Source organism: Enterococcus sp. CR-Ec1 (assembly GCF_002850555.1).
Lineage (GTDB): Bacteria > Bacillota > Bacilli > Lactobacillales > Enterococcaceae > Enterococcus_D > Enterococcus_D entomosocium.
Genome location: NZ_CP025223.1, coordinates 70,373 through 88,745, shown reverse-complemented (window position 1 = coordinate 88,745; position 18,373 = coordinate 70,373). Strand labels below are relative to the sequence as shown.

At 44.0% G+C, this 18,373-nt stretch carries 16 protein-coding genes; 3 read left to right on the top strand and 13 right to left on the bottom strand.

Features of this window, described 5'->3' with window-relative positions; translation table 11 throughout:
* Nucleotides 1-28: 28 nt before the first annotated feature.
* The 5 genes from cydC to CXM95_RS00380 form a co-directional block, all read right to left on the bottom strand.
* A complete protein-coding gene (gene cydC / locus CXM95_RS00400) occupies nt 29-1,789 on the bottom strand; it encodes a thiol reductant ABC exporter subunit CydC (protein ID WP_101698731.1) in 1,761 nt (586 codons plus the stop codon).
* Nucleotides 1,782-3,503 carry a thiol reductant ABC exporter subunit CydD gene (cydD, locus tag CXM95_RS00395; RefSeq protein ID WP_008376663.1) on the bottom strand — a complete coding sequence of 574 codons (1,722 nt, stop codon included), beginning with the start codon at nt 3,501-3,503 and terminating at the stop codon, nt 1,782-1,784. The genes cydC and cydD overlap by 8 nt, the downstream gene beginning before the upstream one ends.
* The gene (gene cydB / locus CXM95_RS00390; RefSeq protein ID WP_005232836.1) at nt 3,500-4,519 is read right to left on the bottom strand and encodes a cytochrome d ubiquinol oxidase subunit II; all 1,020 of its coding nucleotides are present in this window, start codon (nt 4,517-4,519) and stop codon (nt 3,500-3,502) included. The genes cydD and cydB overlap by 4 nt, the downstream gene beginning before the upstream one ends.
* A complete protein-coding gene (locus CXM95_RS00385) occupies nt 4,516-5,946 on the bottom strand; it encodes a cytochrome ubiquinol oxidase subunit I (RefSeq protein ID WP_005232838.1) in 1,431 nt (476 codons plus the stop codon). The genes cydB and CXM95_RS00385 overlap by 4 nt, the downstream gene beginning before the upstream one ends.
* Nucleotides 5,947-6,128: 182 nt before the next feature.
* Nucleotides 6,129-7,094, bottom strand: coding sequence for an Rgg/GadR/MutR family transcriptional regulator (locus tag CXM95_RS00380; protein WP_061053539.1), 966 nt, complete (start codon nt 7,092-7,094; stop codon nt 6,129-6,131).
* Between the two features lie 95 nt (nt 7,095-7,189).
* On the opposite strand from CXM95_RS00380, the gene CXM95_RS00375 reads away from it, so the two are divergent.
* A complete protein-coding gene (locus tag CXM95_RS00375; RefSeq protein ID WP_087664747.1) occupies nt 7,190-8,131 on the top strand; it encodes an ABC transporter ATP-binding protein in 942 nt (313 codons plus the stop codon).
* On the top strand, nt 8,128-8,880 hold the full coding sequence (locus tag CXM95_RS00370) for an ABC transporter permease (protein ID WP_008376673.1): 753 nt from the start codon (nt 8,128-8,130) through the stop codon (nt 8,878-8,880). Before CXM95_RS00375 ends, CXM95_RS00370 begins: the two co-directional genes overlap by 4 nt.
* Nucleotides 8,881-8,959: 79 nt before the next feature.
* Here the strand turns inward: CXM95_RS00370 and CXM95_RS00365 are convergent, their stop codons facing one another.
* The 5 genes from CXM95_RS00365 to CXM95_RS00345 all read right to left on the bottom strand — a co-directional run bounded on the left by CXM95_RS00365 (nt 8,960) and on the right by CXM95_RS00345 (nt 13,352).
* The gene (locus CXM95_RS00365) at nt 8,960-10,399 is read right to left on the bottom strand and encodes a glycoside hydrolase family 1 protein (protein ID WP_101698730.1); all 1,440 of its coding nucleotides are present in this window, start codon (nt 10,397-10,399) and stop codon (nt 8,960-8,962) included.
* Between the two features lie 44 nt (nt 10,400-10,443).
* On the bottom strand, nt 10,444-11,709 hold the full coding sequence (locus CXM95_RS00360) for a PTS sugar transporter subunit IIC (RefSeq protein WP_008376678.1): 1,266 nt from the start codon (nt 11,707-11,709) through the stop codon (nt 10,444-10,446).
* Nucleotides 11,710-11,819: 110 nt separating this feature from the next.
* Nucleotides 11,820-12,626 carry a MurR/RpiR family transcriptional regulator gene (locus CXM95_RS00355; protein WP_008376679.1) on the bottom strand — a complete coding sequence of 269 codons (807 nt, stop codon included), beginning with the start codon at nt 12,624-12,626 and terminating at the stop codon, nt 11,820-11,822.
* A gap of 170 nt (nt 12,627-12,796) precedes the next feature.
* Nucleotides 12,797-13,069 carry a type II toxin-antitoxin system RelE/ParE family toxin gene (locus CXM95_RS00350; RefSeq protein WP_016611638.1) on the bottom strand — a complete coding sequence of 91 codons (273 nt, stop codon included), beginning with the start codon at nt 13,067-13,069 and terminating at the stop codon, nt 12,797-12,799.
* Nucleotides 13,059-13,352, bottom strand: a complete 294-nt coding sequence (locus CXM95_RS00345) for a toxin-antitoxin system, antitoxin component, AbrB family (RefSeq protein ID WP_016611639.1) — start codon at nt 13,350-13,352, stop codon at nt 13,059-13,061. The genes CXM95_RS00350 and CXM95_RS00345 overlap by 11 nt, the downstream gene beginning before the upstream one ends.
* A 283-nt stretch (nt 13,353-13,635) precedes the next feature.
* Here CXM95_RS00345 and CXM95_RS00340 point away from each other — a divergent pair, with 283 nt between their 5' ends.
* Complete coding sequence (locus CXM95_RS00340) at nt 13,636-13,992, top strand: MmcQ/YjbR family DNA-binding protein (protein WP_005232842.1); 357 nt, start codon at nt 13,636-13,638, stop codon at nt 13,990-13,992.
* A gap of 107 nt (nt 13,993-14,099) precedes the next feature.
* Here the strand turns inward: CXM95_RS00340 and CXM95_RS00335 are convergent, their stop codons facing one another.
* From CXM95_RS00335 to CXM95_RS00325, 3 genes are all read right to left on the bottom strand, one after another.
* A complete protein-coding gene (locus tag CXM95_RS00335) occupies nt 14,100-15,542 on the bottom strand; it encodes a glycoside hydrolase family 1 protein (protein ID WP_005226517.1) in 1,443 nt (480 codons plus the stop codon).
* Between the two features lie 221 nt (nt 15,543-15,763).
* Nucleotides 15,764-17,083, bottom strand: a complete 1,320-nt coding sequence (locus tag CXM95_RS00330) for a PTS sugar transporter subunit IIC (RefSeq protein ID WP_016611642.1) — start codon at nt 17,081-17,083, stop codon at nt 15,764-15,766.
* A 7-nt stretch (nt 17,084-17,090) separates the two neighbouring features.
* Nucleotides 17,091-18,371: an apiosidase-like domain-containing protein gene (locus CXM95_RS00325; protein WP_005232856.1), complete on the bottom strand. Its 1,281-nt coding sequence runs from the start codon at nt 18,369-18,371 to the stop codon at nt 17,091-17,093.
* Between the last annotated feature and the right edge of the window lie 2 nt (nt 18,372-18,373).

The window sequence follows — 18,373 nt, the reverse complement described above, 5'->3', positions numbered from 1 at the left end:
TCCATCACTGATTGATGGACGCTCTTTTTTATCGTCGTCCTTGGTCAATGGCCAATAAGTGTTGAAAATGTTTATTTTCTGCGGCCAATTCGGCAGGTGTTCCGCTCATGGTCAACTGACCATCTTCAATAAAAAGCACACGATCCATCATCGAAATTCCTTGCAAGTGGTGGGTGATCCAAATGATCGTTTTGTTCTCCAGCACTTGGAAAAAGGTTTCAAGTACGCCTTGCTCCGTGATTGGGTCTAAGCCGACGGTTGGCTCATCCAATAAGATGATTGGGGTGTCTTTTAGCAAGATTCGCGCCAATGCCAAACGATGCCGTTCTCCACCAGAAAAACGCAAGCCGGCTTCATCCACCATCGTCGCCAAACCATTAGGCAAAGCTGCCACCATTTCTTTCAACCCGACTTGCTCCAGTACGCGCCAGACTTCTTCTTCCGAAGCCGACTCATTGCCTAGCCGAATATTATTCAAGACGGTCGTATGGAAAAGATAGGGACTTTGATTGATGACACCGATCAAGTCACTGATTGACTCACTCAATGCCGTCACTGGCACGTCATTTAAGGTGATCGCCCCTTGCGTCGGTTGCAGATCGCCTCGCAACAAGGAGGCAAATGTACTTTTCCCAGAACCGCTGCGGCCAAGGATCGCTAGTTTTTGATGTGCAGGAATCGTTAGATCCAGCCCATAAAGCACTTCTTTGCCTTCAGGATACTGAAAATGCAAGTCCTTGACTGTGATCGACACGAGGCCCGTCACTTCAGGTACTAACGGTTGCTCCATGGAGACCTCTTGGCGATTTTCTTCTGGCAATGCATTGAAGCGATCGATGGAGTCTTTGTAGCGATTGGTTTCTTGAGCAGCTGACGGTAATGGCGCAAATGCATCAACTAAAGGAAAGACACACAGGACAAAGGCAGCGATCCAGTTGGCTGCTCCTCCGTGGTTACCTGGAAAGCGAATGCTGGTCCAAAGCAGCAATGCGACAGCGATCACCCCAAAGATGCTTTGTAAAAGAAAATCACGCCGGCGATCAAAGGACAGCATCTGTTCATCCACCGCCCGCAACTGCGTTTCCAGTTCCTTATGGGCAGCCACGTACTCGCTCCCTCTTTGAGAGAAGACCCAATCAGAAACCCCTAATACATTATCCGTCAGTGTCGTATACAAGTTGTTTTTCATATGTTTTTGCTTTTCTTGCCGCGCGCCGTTGATGATCACCGACCAAAGTGGCAAGACAAAGACGATGGTTCCTAATAGCAGCAGCATCACCAAAGCAAACCACCAAGAAAAATAGCCGAGTCCAATGATCAAGAACGCATACAAGATCCAAGCGATCACGGTAGGAAAGATCGTCCGCAAATACAGGTTTTGAATATGGTTGATATCTTCTGCCAATAAGCCCAAGATATCCCCCGTGCGATGCGCTTGCTTAAAGAAGATCGCATCTTTTTCTACTACGTTGTACAATTTCAAACGTAAATTAGAGGTCATGCGCAAGACCCAGCTATGACTGGTCAACCGTTCCAAATAGCGAAAGACTGGACGGCCGATCCCAAACGCTCGGGTCAGTACGATGGGGATGTAAACCAATAGAATGTTTTCTGGGATCGATGCCGAGCGGCTGATCAGGTACCCCGAATTAAACATCAGTGCACCGCCACAGAAAAAGGTCAAGAAGCCTAGGAATAAGGCCAACGCCAAAACGTTTTTGTATTTTGACAAGAAAGGCTTGACCCAGGTATCGGTTTTCAATGAGCGCAATAAGCCGATTTTATTCAAGCTGTTCCCTCCTCATTCCATTGACTAGTTCTGTAAAAGCACCTTGCTTTTGCTGCAGTTGTGTCAAGGTGCCTTGTTCCACGATTCTTCCTTGATCCATCACGATGATTTCATCCATTTCTTCCATCCAGTGCAAGCGATGGGTTGCAAAAAAGACTAAACGGTTTTCCATCAGCGGCAGCATCCGTTCCTTTAAGGCAACTTCAGTTTCAATATCCAAATGAGCCGTTGGTTCATCAAACAAAAGAATCTTTCGTTGCTGGTCTAAAAAGGCACGGGCTAGAGCGATCCGTTGGGCTTGTCCGCCACTTAGATGCCGTTCCCCTTCTCCTAACATCGTGTCCAACCCTTGCGGCAGCTCCGCCAAAAGCTCAGTCAAGCCTGCCACTTCAATGGCCTTCAGTACGGCTTCTTTGGTAGCTGTCGGCTGATAAAACGCGACATTTTCCTGCAAGGTCAACCGATAGATATAAGGATTTTGCGGAATATAGATCAGCTGTTCTTGCCAGCTTGCTTGGCGAAAGGCCGTGGTCTTCGCCCCTCCGAGAGTGATCTCGCCACTGTCTGGCACGAGAAAGCCACTCAAGGTATTGATCAAGGTAGACTTGCCAGAACCGCTCAAACCGATGATCCCGATCTTTTTGAAGCCAGTCACGTTCAAGTTGATATCCGTCAAAGCCGCTTTTTCCTCGTAGGAAAACGCCAGCTGATCGATCGTTAACTGGGCGTCTTCCTGCCAACGAGGCACCGTTACTGCCGGTACTTGGGCTTCGGGCTGATGCAAGATCTCCGTCACCGCAGTCATCGCATTTTTTCCGTCTAAGGTTGCATGGTAATCACTGGAAAAGTCGCGGATCGGCAAGAAGTATTCTGGTGCTAAAATCAAGATGGTTAACGCTGGAAACAGCAAGATTCCTTCATTGATCAGCCGCAAGCCTAGCAAGACTGCCACGACGGCAATCGATAAGGTCGTGAAAAAGTCTAAGGCGAAGGTCGATAAAATACCGACTTTTAATGAAGCCATCGTCGCTTTGCGAAACCGTTCGCTGGAAGCAAAGATACTTTTGCCATATTTTTTACTGACCCCAAACAATTTCAGCGTGTCGATCCCTCGCAGGGAGTCGATGAAATGATTGGACAGTAATTGAAACGTTCGGTATTGTTTTTCCGCTTTGCTTTGCGCGGCATAGCCCAAGATGATCATAAAAATGATGATCAAGGGGAACACCAACAGCAAGACCAAGCCGGATTCCCAATCCAGATAAAAAACGAGTGCCAAAATGACCCAAGGAATGATCGACATATTCATGATTTTGGCAAGAATCAATTTCAAGTAGTTTTCGACTTGGTTGATCCCTTCCAAGACCATCGTTGTTACATTTCCCGTCCCTTGTTGTTGTGCGATCTGAGGACCGACCCGAAACAATTTCTCCAATAATTGATCCCGCAGATCGGCGGCTTGCTGGTAACTGTAATCATCGAGTCTTTTGGAACGGAAATAGATAACGGCTTGCCGGGCGATAAACGAACAAAAGAACAGCAGAATCCAGCCCCACTGTTCCTCTAATGGTCGTCCTTCCCATAAGCCAGTGATGGCACGTGCCAATCCATACGCCTGCCCAATAATGAAGAGCGCCTGCAGGAACGAAAGTCCCGCAAGCAGCCCTAAAAGTTGTTTCATTCCTGGGAGCTTCATGATTTGTTTATCAATCATTTATACCCCTCCAACGCCTCCGTATGACTGATCCGCTTACGGAAGATATAGTAACTCCAAGCCGTATAGGCCAAGACGAAAGGCAAGATCGTCAGTGAAAGATAACTCATGATCTTCAATGTGTAGCGGCTTGAAGACGCATCAGCGATCAACAGGTCATAGCTTGAATCGATCGAACTGATCAAGACTCTTGGGAATAACCCTGTGAAGATCAATGCCACCAAAGCGATCAACGTCAAGCCGCTCGCAATGAAAGCCATCATTTCTTTGCCTTTAAAGACGCCGATATTTGCAATCAGTGTCAGTACAACGATCACCAGCAACAAACCAAGCGTTGTCGCAAAATGATTCTCAAAGAAATCCGTTTGGAAGTAAAGCATCACAGCAAAGACGATTAAGCCTGCATATAGGATGCCATAAAAAATACTTGCATAGTTGCGTGCCCGTGCCCGAATCGGACCTTCCGTTTTCAAAGCGATATAGTTTAATCCGTGCAAGTAGCACAACAAGGTCAACGCGATCCCGCCAACGATTGAAAAGGGATTGACGTAATCCGTAAAGGTTGCGGTCATGTTGCCATCTTCACCCAAAGGCATTCCTTGGATCATGCTGACAAACATCAGACCGAAGAAAAACGGTACGATCGTACTGCCGATCGTCAACGTCCAGTTCCAAATGTTTTTGTGCTCTTTCGGGAAGTTCGCTCGAAACTCAAAGGAGACACCACGAATGATCAACCCAACTAAGATCAACAGCAAAATCAAATAAAACCCGCTGAACAAAGAAGCATACCAGTATGGAAACGAGGCGAACATCGCTCCGCCGGCGGTCAATAGCCACACTTCATTGCCATCCCAGACAGGCCCGATCGTTTTAACGATCTGGTCTTTTTCCTCTTCATTGTGAGCCAATGTCTGCACAGACATCCCCACGCCAAAGTCAAACCCTTCTAAGAAGAAGAATCCGGAAAATAAAAGCCCAATCAACGTGAACCATAGTAATTGCAGACCGGTCATCCTTCAAACGCCTCCTTATCAAATGGGTCTTCGTACCCATCTTGGTTGTCTCCTTGGCTGATTTCACCAAAGGCTTCTTTTTCAGGTCCATGATCCATTTCCCGTTTCACAAGATAGACCATTGTTCCGCCTAAGCCAGAGAATAAGAGGAAGTAAACAATATTTGAGATCAAGAGAGAGGTCACGGAAACGTTTGGTGACACACTATCTTCGATCGTAAACAAGCCGTAAACCGTCCACGGGTAACGTCCTAACTCCGTGATCAGCCAACCAGCTGTATTGGCAATAAATGGGGTGAACAAAGTGATCGCCACTACCCAAAGCAGCCAGCGCTTTTCAAAGAGCCACGGTTTCTTCTTACGCGTAAAATACAACCCCAGACCAGAAACCAACAGCATCAAGGCACCAAAACCAGCCATGATCCGGAAGCTCCAAAAGAGTGTGTTGACCGGCGGGTAGTAATTACGGTCGCCGTAGGTTTCAATCAATTGCTGATTGACCGTATCCATCCCATCGATTGAGCCGAAGGGTTCATTGAAGGCTAAGATACTCAACATATATGGAATCGAAATACCGAAGACTTGGTGATGTTCCGCTTCATTCGCCCAAGCAACGACAGTCCAAGCCGCAGGACTCCCGGTATCTTCATAAGTTCCTTCCATTGCGGCAAATTTCATTGGTTGTTCTTCAACCAAGTATTTCATTTGTTCATCCCCGGCTAGCAAGACGGTGAATGAACCGAACAATGCCACCGCAAAACCGATCCGCATTGATTTTTTGAAGAAATCGCGGTCAATGTCTTTGTCTTTCTTCAATAGACGAAAGGCTGATAAACCAGCAACAATGATTCCGCCCATCGTGATGGCTGCGGTGATCACGTGTAAAAACTCATACCACACTTGTGGATTTGCCAATAAAGCACCGAAGTCAGTCATTTCTGCCCGGCCATTGTTCAAGGTATACCCCACTGGATGCTGCATAAAACTATTGGCAGCTAAGATCCAAAACGCCGATAGCATCGAACCAAGCGTCACCAACCAGAAAAAGGTGGCGTGCAGCTTCGGACTGACCCGATCCCATGTAAAGATCCACAGTCCTAAGAACGTCGATTCTAAGAAGAACGCCAACAAAGCCTCCAAAGCCAAGGGCGCACCAAAAATATCCCCGACAAAACGAGAATAGTCTGACCAGTTCATCCCAAATTGAAATTCTTGAATGATCCCTGTCACGACCCCGACAGCAAAACTTAATAGAAAAATATTTCCCCAAAACTTCGTCATCCGGCGATATTTTTCATCTTTTTTGATCACATAAAGTGTCTCCATAATTGCAACGACGACACCAGTTCCGATCGAAAACGGTACAAAGAAAAAGTGAAAAATCGTCGTCATCGCAAACTGGATTCGCGCTAGTGTCACAATATCCATCCTACATCCTCCTATTTCATAAAAAAGTGCATTAAAATAATTCTAAAGAAAGAAAAATTCCAACTTCGAATATACTCCTCTAATCAGTAAAAAAGAAGCAAATTGCTTGCATTTACTGATTTTTAATCACTTCCTCTCCGATTCTTAAACATAAGGCGCTTTCATCAGCGGAATATAGCTTTTTAGGGCTCTTCCCACCCGTAACGAGTTCCCTCAGAAAGCAAAGGATCACTCAATAAAATTCCCGGGAAATCCTCCTTTAAAACAAACGTGCTTAATGATTGATACATGGAAAACGTGGTCTTCATCCCTAATCTTTCCAATTGATCTAACGTTTGTTGCATTAAGTCCGCCGCTTTTGGCTTGTTTTGTTTTAATAGACATGTCCAGCCTTCAAAAAACGGCATAAAGATCGCTTGCTCAATGTGTTCTTTTTCATAAACATGATCTCGCCATAAATGAAAGGTCTTTTCCGCATAATCCACCTCATCAAAAACAGCAAAGACGGAAAACACCGTCTCAAACGTGTTGTATAGAATATCTTTGTTGCCGGGGATTTTTGCAAAGCGCTGACTCTTTTTGATGGCGATCGTCAAACAGCGCCAAAGCAAAGCTGGCTCCATCGAAACTGCTACGCGGGCAAATAGCCGCAGCTCATAAACACCCCATGTATCGGTATTCAGCAAGTAATGTTTCGCAGAGTCCAAACAATAATTGTGTTTCGGGTACGCCTCCTGGATGGGCACCCCTTTAAAAAGCTCCTCTTTCATCAAGTAGTCAAAACGGATCAGTTGTAAGAAGTGGTCCAGCTCCAAGGAGTAATGTCGTTGAAAGTAGGCGGTCAGCTTTTGATATTTCTTTTTTAGTTTAGGTACTTCATCAATAGATTCGATCCCCATCGAACGGACATAGTCGACCATTAGCTTTTGAGCCTCCGAATGATGCTCCCCCGTATGCAGCAGTTGAAATTCGGCAAAACTCACTTCTAGTTTATCTAGCAAACGATGAAATCGTTCGCAGGAAATCGTCGTTTTGCCATTTTCAAATTGCGATAACAAAGACATCGACAATTGTTCGTCCACTAATTCCTTCAATAGTAAGCCTTTGCTTTTGCGAAGCTCTTTCACTGTCGCACCATAATTGTTCATTTTTTCACCTTCTTTTTCAATATATTGAAATAAGCAGTTGCTTTTCCCGAAGAGCCTTTATAGTTGAATTATCTTATAGAAACGAGGGAAAAGCTATGGATACCCATGTAAAAAAGAAAATGCTTCACGTGAAACATTTACAAAAAAGTTTCAAAGACAAAACCGTTTTGAAAGAGGTCACTTTTGACGTCACTCCTGGCGAAGTATTTGTCTTACTAGGATCAAACGGCGCTGGAAAAACCACTTTAGTCAAAATTTTGTCCACTATCCTGCCTTTTGATCAAGGAACCGCGCTGATCGCCGGGATCGACTTGACTAAAGATCCAGCAGCGATTCGCGAAAAAATCAGTCTGACGGGGCAATTTTCCGCCGTCGATCAAGAACTAACCGGACGAGAAAACTTGCTGATGATTGCTGCCTTGCGCCATGTCAAAAACAAACAGTTGATCGTCCAACAGTTGTTAGAGCGTTTTGATTTGGTGGATGCCAGCAACAGACTCGTCAAAAATTATTCTGGTGGCATGCGACGGCGCTTAGACATCGCCATGAGTTTTATCGGCGAACCTGACCTGCTCTTTTTAGATGAACCGACGACCGGGTTAGACCCGCAAAACCGCTTAGCCACATGGCACATGATCAAAGAAATCGCCGCTCAAGGACGAACGATTTTCCTGACGACCCAATACCTAGAAGAAGCTGAATTTTTAGCAGACCAAGTCGCCATTTTGCATGAAGGGAAAATCATCTTGCAAGGAACACCAACAGAAGTCAAAGCACTGCACCCTTCGCAAACGATGGAAATCAGCGTATTGACAAAAGAACACTTGCAAACCGTGCGTCAGCATCTGTCTGATTTTCCGCTGCAAGTCAATGAGTCCAGTCTCTCTCTGGCATTTCCCGTCAGTCAAGACTTCCAGCATTCCTTCACGCTGTTGCAGGAACTCAATCAACTACCGATCACCATCACCAGTTTTAATCAAAAGAATGCTTCTTTAGAGGATATTTTTCTAACACTTGTCCAAGGAGGAAACCAATGAAAGCAATTATAGAAACCAACACCTTATTCAAGCGCAATCTCTTGCTATCGATTCGCAGTATGGAGACTCTGCTAAGTGGAATTTTGACCCCAGCGATTTTAATGATCCTCTTCGTCTATGTTTTTGGTGGAGCTATGAACGTCGGCGATACTTCTTATGTCGATTTTGTCGTTCCCGGTGTCCTCGTCCAATGTATCGCCCAAAGTGCTTCCTCCGTTGGGGTAACGGTGACGGAAGATTTGAAATCCGGCATGGTGGAACGGCTGATGACCTTGAATATTTCTAACTCAGCCTTTTTAAACGGCCATGTCTTCGCCGCGACCCTTCGGAGCTTGATCAGTACCTTGGTCGTATTGATCGTTGCCATGGTCATCGGTTTTCGCCCTCAAGCCACAGTTGCTGGCTGGGGGCTCGCCTTCCTATTGATCTTTTGCTTCACCTTCGCTTTTACTTGGGTCTCAGTTCTGGTTGGTCTCATCGCCAAAAGCCCCGAGACAGCTACCTTGTTTACTGTCTTGATCACCCTGTTGCCCTACTTAAGCTCTGGTTTCGTCCCTACGGAAACCATGCCTCGCCCGTTAGCTATTTTTGCTGAATACCAACCAATGTCGCCGATCATCCATTCTTTGCGAGGGCTTTTGTTAAACTTGAAAGATACCACCTTGATCAGTGCCTTTAGCTGGTGCGGCGGTATCGTAGTCGTGAGCTGGTTCTTGGCACGAATGCTTTATCAGAAACGGTTACGCTAATGACGCCGGCTCCCTTTTCTGACTCTCTTATAGAAAAAGCGGCAACGATCAAGCTTCTGCTTCGTCGTTGCCGCTTTTTTTAATCGAGGACTTCTCCGTTAGAAGCCGTCACTTTCTTATACCAGTCAAAGCTGGCTTTTTTGTACCGTTTTCCTGAACCATTGCCCCAATCATCTAGATCCACGTAAATGAACCCATACCGCTTGCTCATTTCTGATGAGGAGCAGCTAACAAGATCGATCGGTCCCCAAGGATAGTAGCCGATCAGTTCTACGCCATCATAGATTGCTTCTTTCATTTGTTCAATGTGCTGTTTCAGAAAATCAATGCGATACGTATCATCGATCGTTCCTTCTTCATTCAATGTCTCATAAAAACCCATACCATTTTCTGTGATCATGATCGGCAATTGGTACCGATCATAATACTCATTCAAAGCAATCCGTAACCCAATTGGATCAATCGCCCAGCCCCAGTCATTGGCTTCTAAATAAGGGTTAGGCGAAGCTGCGTCTTCTTTCCCGTAGTTTTCACTATGAATGATCCGCGTGTAGTAATAGGAGAAAGAAACAAAATCGACCGTATGCTTGAAGTCCGCTTCATCGTTTTCCCCAAATTGAATCTCGATGCCGTTTTCTTCAAAAAAGCGATAGGCATAATTCGGATAAGTTCCCCGCGCAAGTACATCTGAATAATAATATTCCATTTGATTATTTTTGAGAGCACTCAGAACATCCAACGGTTTACAAGTAGCTGGATAAACATTGCCATAATAAGACATCATCCCAATTTGAAAAGAAGGATCAATTTCTTTCCCTACTTTGATCGCTCTCGCACATGCTACCAATTCATTGTGAACCCCTTGGTACTTAGCTTGCTTCAGATTGTCGACTCGGTCAGCGGGAATACCAAGGTGGTTAAATGATTCATGGGTAATCAAGTTCATTTGATTGACTAAGATCCAATATTTGACTTTTCCTTGGTATCGCTTGAATACGACTTGCGCAAAATGAACAAAGAAATCAATCAGTTTACGATTTGACCAGCCATCATAAGCCATCGCTAAATGGATCGGCATTTCATAATGAGACAAGGTGATCAAGGGTTCCATACCGTTTTCAAGGATACAATCGATCAATTCGTCATAAAAGCGCAACCCTTCTTCGTTGGGCGTTTGTTCGTCTCCCTTTGGAAAAATTCTCGCCCAGCTAATAGATGTTCGAAACGAATTCATGCCTGTTTCGGCTAAGAGTGCCAGATCCTCACGAAATGTATGGTAAAAATCGATCCCATCCCGTTTGGGGTAACGCCCTTCTTGATCATTTAAAGCAAATTCAACGTCTGCCGTCGTTATTTCTTTGTTGCTTTTCTTTTTTATATCGATATCATTACGAAAGCGATTGATGTCTGCCACGCTCCAGCCTTTTCCCCCTTCAAGATAGGCCCCTTCTAATTGATTTGCGGCAACTGCACCTCCCCAATAAAAATCGGCAGGAAATTGATTCTTATTTTTCTTCATGTCATTGCTCCTCTTCTCAAAATTTGATTGCTCATCTCATAGACTTATGCTTCGGTTTGACCTTCTTCAAGCACTAATTTGCGCTCGTAGGCCTTGAAGAAAGGATAATAAATACCCAAATAAATCAAGAAATTCACCACTACTAAGACAGCACCGCGAATGCTGGCTGTTGCGATCACTGCTGAAAAAATACTCGGAACCGTCCACACAGCCGCTAATGGATACGCCATTCCGGGAACAAGATTGGACACAAACGCGAAATAAGTCACGAAAGTGGTCACGATTGGTGCCACGACAAAGGGAATCGCCAGTGCTGGATTCAAAACGATCGGCAACCCAAACAACAACGGCTCATTGATGTTGAAGACCCCAGGAATAAAGCTGAGACGACCAAGTTGTTTTAAAAATTTTGATTTGGAGAAACACATCATTGCGCAAAGTGCTAAGGTTCCTCCGCCACCGCCGATCCATAAGAAAGTAAAGATAAACGGCTGTACCCCCAGATTAGGAATCGCTTGTCCGGCTTGTGCTGCTGCCATATTTGCTTCAGAATTGACTAGCCAGATCGGCAACATCACCGTCGCTAATATTTGCGGATGAATCCCGAATAGCCACATGATACAAGTCAATCCTACATAGACCAAGGGTGCTGCTAACGAGTTGGAAGAAACACTTAATAAGGGTGTGATCAAACTTGCAATCAGGGCATTGATGTCAAAGCCGATCAAGTGAACAATGATCCAAACGATCGTCATTGAAAAAAACACGGGAATAATCACTTCAAAACTGCTGCTGACATTCGTAGGGACTTGCTCTGGCAGTTTAAACCCGATATTGTATTTTTTACAAAGGCGCATGCACTCGACTGCTAATATAGCGGTCAAAATACTGGCGAACATGCCTTCTCCTCCAAGATATTGCGTAGAGATAAACGTTCCTTCATCTAAAGAAGTGAAGGTCAATGTAGTAAAAAAGGTAAAAATTGCAGAAACGCCCCCTGCCAAACTATCCAGTTGGTAGCTTTGCGCTAATCGTGCGCCGATGCCAAAAGCTGCATAGATCGAAAGCAGTCCCATACTCATATTGAAGGGAATGATCAGTTTTGCCACTAAGTCGGGATGATTGCCCATAAACGATACATAGGATTGAGGCCATGGAATGTACGGTATCAATAAAAAGATCGATCCGATCACTGTGATTGGAATCGTTGCGATCAATCCATCGCGAACAGCACTCAAGTGACGTTGATTAGAAAGTTTCATCATTGGCGGCATCACTTTGGTTTCAATAAATTGCATTAATTTATCCATCAGTAAATCCTCCTAAATTTTTTAAGATATATCTTAACTTGAATATAAGCGCTTTCTCATAAGGAAACAATAAAAGCTATTTTCCAAAAATGGAAAATAGCTTTTTACGTTTACTCTTTTCTCATATTCATAATCATAAAAATCATCCATAGATGAAGCACTTTTTGCGAGTAATAATTCGATGACATCAATGGAACGACCTCTTTAAACAAGACACGCTCTTCAAAGAGATTACTTTGAGCGGCTTGCTCGCTGAACGTCAATAAAACTTTCTGACAGGCCGTTTTTTCAAGCAAATAGGCCTTTTTATCGATCCAGCTGCCGGTTAGATTGATCACAAAACAAATATCTGTTTCCCGCAATACTTGATCAATCAGCTGATCTTCCGCATTACGGTTTACTTCAAAAACGATATAGCCCATTTGACTAAGCAGTTCCCGCAGGAGATTAACAACCGAAAAAGAATAGCTGTTACCCAAGATCGCCACTCGTTTTTTTCGTTTCATTTCTTCTGCGATCCGTGTGCATTGGTGTTGATCAAATTGGTCAAAAATCTGTTTTTGGACCATGTACTCTCGGGCTAAAAATTGGTCAACCATTTCAGATACTTTACTCTTTGTATCGAGATTCGCTAGCATCCCTTCAAACATCGTATTTGCTAAATGGTATTCTTGTTCAAAATAAATCGTGAGGTCATTACGCATTTCTTTAAAACTAGCATAACCAAGTTTCTTACAAAATTTAGTGATACTGGCAGGGGTCGTCTGTGCAGCATAGGCGATTTCTTCAATATAGATCGCAGGAAATTCATCGATTCGCTCAATTAAAAGTTTTGTTATCAAAAAATTCAAATCGTATTTTTTGCATTTAAATAGATGTTCATTTAAACGAATGTATACTTGACTTGTCGTTTTCATAGCGACCACCTCACTTGCTTATTTACGCTGCCGGTTTCTTCTATCTTAGCATAGGCATCCATTTCTTAGAACCTTTCACTTATTGTACTTTTTAATAGAAATCAAAAAAAGAGTCCGCCTACGCGCAACTCTTCGATTCAGGTCCCCAGTTATTTCATTAACTGCTTTAACTATTCATAAAAATTTTCATGGGTGCCACATAACAAGACTGGAATCACTTGGTCATCGATCACATCATAAGCAATACGATAGGTTGTCCCTGCATACTTAAAACCCTTCGACCAGATTTCAGCTAAATCGCCTGTTTTTTGATCGCCGCTATACGGTTCGACAGCTATTTCATCATAAATGACATGAAGAAACTTTTGTTTCAGCGGTTTCTCCTTCAACTTTTTTAAATAATTCACTACTACTTGTCTAGATGGAATCCCCTCATAAGCCAATTTCAGTTGCCAACTCCTCTTTGGTCATTGCTTTCCCGTCGGTAGCAGTATCCTTTGCAATTGTCTTAAATGAAGAAATCAGCTTACTCTTACGCGCTTTAAACTCGGATAAAATATCTTCGTGTTCGTATCCCTCATTAATAATATCAGTCAAGATATCTTCACTGAAATCATCGAATGGTTTTACCGGTTCAATAAATTCATACAAGATTCCATTTTCTACTAGCTTTGCTTCTACTTCCACACCATTGGGAATACCAAAGTCTTTGGGCACCGTCAACATAATGGAATTCCCTTGTTTTCGTAATCATCGCTGCACTCCTCTCTCAGTTTTTGTAATTACTCTGTAAGAACATTATATTGTAATCGAATGTAATGACAAGTAATGCCGAAAGCTGAGTGTCAAATTGAGAAAATAAACCGCCTGCTACTTTGCCTTATTTATTACTATCGATGCAGCAGGTGATACGGCTCATTAAACCAAAGAGCCCAATCTCCTTTTCCAGCGAAATATTGGCAAAAATACAGTATACTGGAGTTGAATGAATAAAAAGGCAGGGATACCCATGGATCTTAAAAACCGTCTGATCGCATTCGCTCAGACCTTCAATGATGTTCAGATCGACCATCCATTTGCAAAGTTTCCCGAGTACCAAGTCTTGCGGCACCGTAAAAGCGGCAAATGGTTTGGCTTGCTGATGACTGTAGAAAAGCAGAAATTAGGCCTGGAAGGAACGGGAATGATCGAGATTTTAGATGTCAAAGCAGCGCCCGAAATGGTTTCGATCATCAATCAAAGTCACGGCTATTTACCCGCTTATCACATGAATAAAAACCATTGGCTCACCGCATTACTAGATGGCTCTGTATCAGAAAAACAACTCCAATCTTTGTTACGAGACAGCTATGAACATACCCGTTAAACCCAAATATCACAAAAAACCGATCAACGATGCGCCAGTATAGGAGCACCGTTGATCGGTTTTCTTTTATAACGGATCCTGCGTCATCCGTGAGTCTAACGAAACACTTAGGCCAACTCTTCTCCGTTTGTTGCAATAACTTGTTTGTACCAATCGAAGGATTTTTTCTTGGAACGATCCATCGTGCCGTTGCCTTCGTCATCAAAGTCAACATAGATAAAGCCATAGCGTTTGCTCATTTCGCCTGTTGAAGCACTGACAAGGTCGATACAGCCCCATGGCGTGTAGCCGATCAAGTCTACGCCATCAGCAATCGCTTCCCCCATTGCTTCAATGTGGCGGCGCAAGTAATCGATACGATAGTCATCTTCGATCTTACCTTCTTCGTTAAAGGTATCAATGGCTCCTAAGCCGTTTTCCACGATAAACAACGGTTTTTGATAACGATCATACAATTCATTCAACGCGATGCGCAGCCCTTCTGGGTCGATTTGCCAGCCCCATTCACTTGCTTCTAAGAATGGATTGCGGACGCCGCCTAACAAGTTTCCTTGCACTTCATCGGCTTCTTCTGTGGTGATATCCACGGCAGAAGACATGTAGTAGCTGAAGCCAACATAGTCAACAGTATGTTCAGCAATCAAGGCTAAGTCTTCTTCGGTAATCTCAAGATCCTCTTTATTGACGCCGTGTTCTTTGTACAAACGATCCGTAAAGGATGGGTATTTTCCACGTACCTGCACGTCGGCACAGTAGTAGTTGAAGGCTTGATTATGGATCATCGTCGCCACTTGGTTGACTGGGTTCGCATCAATGCTGTAAGTCGTTGCATAAATGATCATACAACCGATCTGTAACTCTGGGTTTAATTCATGGCCGATTTTGACTGCTTTACTGCTGGCAACAAATTGGTTGTGCCACGCTTGGATCACGTTTGTAAAGTCGCTGGCACCCGTGCTGTTGACCATTCCTTGACTCAATGCAGAGAAATGGAAAGCAGAGTTGATCTCATTGAAGGTCATCCAGTATTTGACTTTGCTGTGGAACCGTTCCAAGACGACTTTTGCAAAACGCTCATAGAAATCGATCAATGCTCGATTTTTCCAGCCACCGTATTCTTTGGCTAAATGCAAAGGCATTTCATAGTGGGAGATCGTAACCACTGGCTCGATCCCGTATTTCAAACATTCATCGATCAGCGCATCGTAAAATGCTAGCCCAGCTTCGTTTGGTGTCGTTTCATCGCCTTTTGGAAAGATACGTGTCCAAGCGATAGAAAAACGATAGCTCTTGAAGCCCATCTCTGCAAACAACGCAATGTCTTCTTTGAAACGGTCATAATGGTCGATCCCGCGATGATTTGGATAAGTGTATTTGTCCTCATCGATCGTCCAATCAAACGTATCACTACCTAAAATCGCTAAACGCTGTTTGCCGCCAGGCATTGCATCCGCCACTGACAATCCTTTGCCATCGCGATCGAACGCCCCTTCTAATTGATTCGCTGCGGTCGCGCCGCCCCATAAGAAATTTTCTGGAAATTTTGCCATTTGCTCGTTCTCCTTTTGTTTTCTTTTGATAAACCTACCTAGCTGGTTACTGAAAAATCTCCGATAAAAAACAAAAAACCTAAATAAGAGCCGCTGCTAAAACGAGAATAGCGCTTTCTTATTTAGGTCTTGCCTGATCGAGTCAGTAACAATCCACGTGGGTTTTCTTTCTTTAACTATAGCACTAACTCGTTGGCTTGTCATCATAAAATCGGTTTCTTTTAAACCGTTTCCCCCGTTGCATCGATACTTTCAGTTTGTGGGTGACCCTCCGCTTGCGCAGCTTCTGCTTCGGTTTTTAATTTTCCTTTATCTAAGACTTTAACAAAAGGAATGTACAGCAAGCAGCCTGCCAAAACGCAAACGACTTGTAGAACTGCGACCTGCCAGCCTCCAGCTAGAAACCCATTTAGAAAAATCGGTGTGCCAAAGGGAACTTGTACGCCACTAAGTCGTGGAACGATCCCACTCCAGATCGCTAGGTACGCCACAAGCACTTGAACCAATGGTGTTAATATGAACGGAATCGCCATGATTGGATTCAAAATCAGCGGTAAGCCAAAAATCACCGGCTCATTAATGGTGAACAATCCAGGAACGGCACTTAGGTTAGCGACTGTCCGTGATTGTTTTGATTTCGCCAACAGCAAAATAACGATAATCAATGACAATGTTCCCCCAGCCCCACCAATACCAGCAAACAAATCATAAAACGACTTGCTCAAAATATTTGGCAGCTCGGAACGAGCAACACCGCTAGCTAAAGCATCCATATTTTCTACATCCATTGGTAAGTACAAAGCGGTGACAAAGCTACCCACCACCAACGAACCATGGATACCGAAGAACCATAGCACCATTTGGATCAGTACAATAAATAGCAACGAACCGACACTAGAAGACAAGCTTTGCAGCGGCATTGCCAAGATTTGATAGATGAAATCTGAAAATGAGCCATAAGAAGTAAAACTGAATGCCCAGCTAATGACGATCGCGGTAAACCCAGAAATAATTGCTGGAATCAAACCGGCGAAGGTATCCGTCACAAATTGCGGCACGCCTGCTGGCATTTTGATGGCGATATTTTTTTCTAAAATAAAGCAGTACAAACGAGCAAAAACTAAGCCGCAGATCATAGCGGTAAACAAGCCTTGAGCGCCGAGTTTGCTCATGTCGAGGGTCGTTGTTTCCTCCAAGGTGACCATTGGCGTCATCATCAAAAAGGCAAACAACGAAACGATGCCGGCAGGGACTGCCGACTGCTTAAATTCTGTCGCTAAACGGTGACCGACAAGAAAGGAAGCGTACACTGAGATAACCCCAACGGTCATACTGTAACCGACGGAAAAATAACCGCCAATATTGATCGAGTTGATAAAATCTGTCCACCCTTGAATCGGCAAAACTGCTAACAACAAGGCGATCGAGCCAATAATGTTGATCGGCAGCGTCGCCATCAACCCGTTTGAAATTGCCTTTAAATACCGATTGTTGGAGATTTTATCTGCAAATACTAATACCTTATCCATATATTTATCCATTTTCTTTTCACTCCTTTATTTGGATGACGAACAATACATCTTCGTGACAATTGTGGGGATGGAAAACAGTGATACCATCAGTAACTGTCAGTTTTGGTTTCAAGAAACGATTGGTGTTCAAATCGATCAATGTGACGGTCGCTGTAGAAAGATCTCCTTGCAGGCGAACTGTTGTATTGCTTGGCAAGTAAAGCAAGGCATCCTTCCTTCCTGCGATAGCTGCCATACGAATCTGTTCATCTGCATCGATCAAGCGCTCTTGGCAAGGCACAAGCTCCTGAATATTTAATAATTCAAATAATTGCTTGATAAAGCCATAATCATCTGCCCCAGGAAAAGACAAAGCTTCTGGCCAAATCATCGGACGATCAAACGCTTCCCCGATTTCTTCCGCAAAGGTTGCCGTCGGGGTTTGCCAACTCCAGATGCCGTGGGCACCGTACGTGATCCCAGCCGAGCCGCCGGCTAACAATGATTGCCATGCTGCTTTGCGGACATCTTTTTGACCAAATCGACCGTATACGTGACGGGCATAGCCCATTTGTTCATAGCAAGGTTCTGAGTTGATGATCGGCAGTTGCGGTTCTCGTTGATAAAAACGCTCTGCCAAATAATAAGGCATATTCAAAAAGGCGCTGTTATGACCTGATTGGTATAAAAATAAGTCCAAATGTTCGACGATAGGTTCAGGGATTTCTTCAAAACGTCCCTTGATATGAATCGTTTTCAAGGTATTGGGCGAATGCTTTTCAAAGAAAACAAAGGCTTCTAGATACGTATCGATGGTTGGCTGTGTTGGGAAGTCCGTATCGCCACCAATAAAGTAGATCGGATGGAAGGCATCAAACGTCTTAATCACTTTTTGATAGTAGGCCTGGCGGCAATCCTCCGGCAACACGTTGCGTTCTTTGTCCAACTGGCTAGCCCAAGTGCCAGCGACATAGTTTGACCACAAGACAACCAATGCTAAATTAAAGCCTTTTTCATCGGCAATTTTACAAAGACGCTGAGCCCGTTCGAAATAGGCATCCTCCCAAACCGTAAAATCAAAGACACCCGCATCAAGGGGAAACGGCAAGCAGTCAAATTGACCACGGCTGCGATCCCATTGCGGTAACACATTGATTTGAAGGGTGTTGAATCCCTGCTCTTTGCGTTTGTCTAAGTAGGTGATCCAGTCATTTTCTTGAATACTAGTAAAAGCACTCCAGCAAGTATCGGCTAAATAAAAGAAATGCTGTCCGTCTCGCAATAAGGTGCGTTTGTTTTGGTTTACGGTGATTTTCACGG